At 62.3% G+C, this 3,983-nt stretch carries 4 protein-coding genes; 1 reads left to right on the top strand and 3 read right to left on the bottom strand.

Annotated elements, in window-relative coordinates:
* Positions 1 to 485, top strand: a 485-nt coding sequence (locus tag C9413_RS29050; protein ID WP_210263649.1) for a Rieske 2Fe-2S domain-containing protein, incomplete at its 5' end; no start/stop codon positions are given.
* A 273-nt stretch (positions 486 to 758) separates the two neighbouring features.
* On the opposite strand, the gene C9413_RS29040 is transcribed toward C9413_RS29050, so the two are convergent.
* From C9413_RS29040 to C9413_RS29030, 3 genes are all read right to left on the bottom strand, one after another.
* Positions 759 to 2,435, bottom strand: a complete 1,677-nt coding sequence (locus C9413_RS29040) for an iron ABC transporter permease (RefSeq protein ID WP_082046685.1) — start codon at positions 2,433 to 2,435, stop codon at positions 759 to 761.
* A 42-nt stretch (positions 2,436 to 2,477) separates the two neighbouring features.
* The gene (locus C9413_RS29035; RefSeq protein ID WP_040116466.1) at positions 2,478 to 3,503 is read right to left on the bottom strand and encodes a Fe(3+) ABC transporter substrate-binding protein; all 1,026 of its coding nucleotides are present in this window, start codon (positions 3,501 to 3,503) and stop codon (positions 2,478 to 2,480) included.
* 116 nt (positions 3,504 to 3,619) lie between these two features.
* The coding region (locus C9413_RS29030) for a TOBE domain-containing protein (protein WP_210263648.1) at positions 3,620 to 3,983 on the bottom strand (364 nt) is incomplete at its 5' end.

The following is a 3,983-nucleotide window of genomic DNA, read 5'->3' as shown; positions in this document are numbered from 1 at the left end:
GGCTCAAGCCCGAACGCGACTCTGAACTGAACGCCAGGCAACCCCGCGAAACCATCCGTCACGCCGGCAGGAGGTGGGTCCGCGCATTCCCCGTGGACGAGCTTCAGCCCCACGAACGAAGGATTCTCGATTTCGAGGACTACGATATCGTCGTCGTTCGCGGAACCGACAGCTACTGCGCCTTCAACAACGCCTGCCCGCATCTTCATCTGCCGTTCTACGAACGTCGAAAACCTGCCGAGGTGAAGACGCTCAATCTCCCACATACGGAGAGCACGATCACCAGTGATCACGGCCTCGTCTGCCGTTGGCATCAAAGCTGTTTCGATCTTTTTTCGGGCGAAATCAGGAACTGGGCGCAGTTGCAGCAGGATGGTACTGCGCCGGGCTATGAACACACAGGCGACATCTCGAAAAATCCCACCAGGCTGACGGTATACCCCTGTCGAATACAAGACGGATGCCTGTGGATCGGGCTCGACTGACAAGGAACGGTTTCGGTTTCTTCGGCGGATTCGCTCGATACGCCGGCCGACACGGCGCAGGTCCTTAACCGCTCCGCAGCTCTTCCGGAAGAGCTGGTATCCTTCATGGCTGAGCAGCTCGATATCCCGGTCGAAGCGGTCGCCGATTATGCGAGCCGGGAACAGACAATGACGGACCATTCCCGTGAACTCGCGGCTGCACTCGGGTTCCGCGGTGGTTGCCGTCAAACGGGAGTCGCAAAACCGTTCCCGCTCGGCTTCACGGCTTCCCTTTCAGGATTTCCACCGCCCGATCCGGGCGAGTACGATGACCGGCAAGGTGCCAACGAGAACGATGGCAAGTGCTGCGATCGACGCTTCCTCATAGGTTCCGCGGGCCGCCTCGCCGTAAAGATGCGTCGCCAAGGTCTCGAAATTGAGCGGCCTCAAGAGGAGCGTGGCCGGCAGTTCCTTCATACAGTCGACGAACACGAGCAAGCCCGCGGCGACGAGCGAAGGTTTCGAAAGCGGCAGATGAATATGCCGGAATGTCCCGGTCACATTCTGGCCGAGGCTACGCGCGGCGTGATCGAATGAGCGTGGAATGCGGCTGAAGCCCGCTTCGACCGAACCGACCGAAATCGCCAGGAAGCGCGTGACATAGGCATAGCCGAGCGCGGCGCCGGACCCGATCAAGAGCAGGCCGGTTGGCATGCCCAGCCATGCGAGCGCAGTCTGGTCAATCATCCGGTCGAGCGCGGCAACCGGCACCAATATCCCGATGGCCAATACCGTTCCGGGCATCGCATAGCCGACTGTGGAAATCCGCTGCAACGCCGCCGTGAGGCGGCCGGGAAGCGAGCGCGCCGCATAGGCGATGACTAGGCCGAAGAGGAGGATGGCGAGCGTTGCCATCGCCGACAGGGTCACGGTGTTGAACGTTTCCGACAAAAGCCGAGGTGATAGCCCGGCGAATCGGAAGCGTTTCCACGCCTCGACGGCAAGGTAGCTTGCAGGTGCGATGAACCCGATCAACACGGGTATGAGGCCGAGCGCAAATGCAGCCAGACCTGAAACGCTCCCAAGACGATGCGGCGTGAAGCTCCGCGCCCTTTGTGCACTCGACCAATAGCGCTGGCGGCGGCGTGCCCAACGCTCGATCGTGACGAGCGCGACCACCAATAACAGCATCGCGACTGCGATCTGCGCCGCGCCCGGCAGGTCGGACCGCGTTACCCATGTCGTATAGACCGAGACGGTTAGCGTCTTCACGCCGAGGAATTCCGAGGCGCCGATATCGTTCAGTGCCTCCATCAGCGCCAGGCTGACGCCGACGGCGATCGCCGGCCGCGCCAGCGGCAATGCGACCCGCCAGAAGACACGGCCACGCCCGGTTCCGAGCGTGCGCGAGACCTCGACCAGATTGGCGGCCTGGGTAAAGAACATCGCCCGCGTGGTGAGATAGACATACGGATAAAGCACGAAGCTGAGCAACACGATGCAGCCGGCCATCGAGCGGATCTCGGGAAGGCGGAAGTCGCGGGGGCTCGCATAGCCGAGGGCCGCTCTGATCGCGCCCTGGACCCAGCCGATCGGGTGGAGAAGATCAAGATAGGCGTAGGCGATGATGTAGGTCGGCATCGCGAGCGGGAGGAGCAGCGCCCATTCGAGCAGCCTGCGGCCGGGGAAATCATAGGCGGTGACGAGCCAGGCCGTCGAGGTGCCAAGCAGCGTGACAAGGACGCCGACGCCGACAAGCAGCATTCCAGTCTGTAGGAAGGCTTGCGGCAGTACATAGGCGAGAAGGTGCGGCCAGAGCCCGTTCGATCCCTGAAGGGCCTGCCACAGGAGGGCGAGGACGGGAGTGGCCACTGGCGCCGCGATCAATACGGACGCAAGCAACCACACCCGCCCGGAGCGGCGCCGGACAGCCTTCAGCATTGGGGAAGGGCGCAGATCGACATGCGACATCGGCGGTCATCGGGCGCGGCGGCGCCGCGCCCGATTCGTCCATCAGTTGTCGAAGCCGACCTTCTCGGCCAGCTCGCTTGCCTGCTTGCGAAGCTTGACGATTTCCGTCAACCGCACGGGATCGACCTTGAGTCCGCCAAACGAAGCAATGATCGGATCGATGGCCGCGCCGGCCTTGATCGGATACTCGTAGTTCGCCTCCGCATAGAGCTTCTGGGCCTCGTCGGAAACCAGGTATTCCAGGAGCTTCACGGCCTCATCCTTGTTCGGGGCGTGTTTTGCGACGGCCGCGCCGCTGATGTTGACCTGCGTGCCGCCGTCCTCGAACGTCGGCAGGATGACCTTGATCGTATTGCCCCAGGCAACCTGCTCCTCGCCGCCCTTGCCGGAGCGCATCAGGCCGACGTAATAGGAGTTGGCAATGCCGATGTCGCAAATGCCGCCAAGGATGTCCTTGGCCACATCGCGGTCACCACCGCCCGCCTTGCGGGCGAGGTTTTCCTTGACACCGGCGAGCCATGTTTCCGCCGCCTCGGCGCCGTGATGCGCGATGTAATCGGCGAAAAGAGCCGTATTGTAAGGATGCTGGCCGGACCGGATGCAGACCTTTCCCTTCCATTTCGGATCAGCCAGGTCCTCGTAGTTGAAGCTCGCGAGATCGAGGTCCTTCGCGGCGTAGAGGACGCGGGCGCGCATCGACAGGGCAAACCAGTTGTTGGCCGGGTCGCGCAGGTTTTCCGGCACGGCGGCCTTCAGCGCATCCGATTCGACCGGCTGCGTCAGGCCCTTGTCTGCCAAGTCGGCAAGATTGCCGACATCGACCGTCATGAGGACATCCGCAGGAGAACTTTCCCCTTCCGAGGCAACGCGCTCGGCAAGACCGTCTTTCAGGAAGACGGTGTTGACCTTGATGCCGCTCGAGGTGGTGAAGGCGTCAAGAAGCGGCTGGATCAGTCCGGGCTCGCGCGTCGTGTAGATGTTCAGTTCGGCTGCCATGGCACCGGCGCCACTGGCGAGAGCGAAGACGCCGCCCAGCAGGGCATGCCGCAATAGGGAAAGGTTCTTCATGATGCGGTCCTCCATCAAATTGTTTTGGTCTGCCGACGATTGCGACAGCCGACAAAATTGCTGGAACATATATGACGGAAACGGTCAAGTTATTTTTCGGTGGCAGTCTTTCGGGCTCATTCCGCGGCAAAGACCAGGACGCCTTCTGGATCGACGCTCAATGAAATCCCCTCGCCCGACCGTACATCGACGCGGCCTGTTGTGCGCAAGCGTAGGAGGTCAGGCACGCCTTCGACCCTGATCGACAGCTGCTCGATTTCGCCAAGGAACGAGCAACCCACGACAAGGCCGGCGACCCCTTCGCCTCGACGCGAGAGGATGAGGGCCTGCGGACGAATGCAGGCAAATGCCCTGGCGCCCTCCGGCAGATCGAGCCGGGCCGAAAAGGCGCCCAACGCCGTTTCGATCCGGCCATGGCGGGATGTAGCTGGGACCCTGTGGCACGGACAGAGGAAAGCGGCGGGGTTGGGGTACTGAGGG

This window comes from Rhizobium sp. SEMIA 4085, from assembly GCF_013004495.1.
Taxonomy (GTDB): Bacteria; Pseudomonadota; Alphaproteobacteria; order Rhizobiales; family Rhizobiaceae; genus Rhizobium; species Rhizobium gallicum.
Note: the sequence above shows the minus strand (reverse complement) of the source record. Positions and strands in the feature narration are given on the sequence as shown.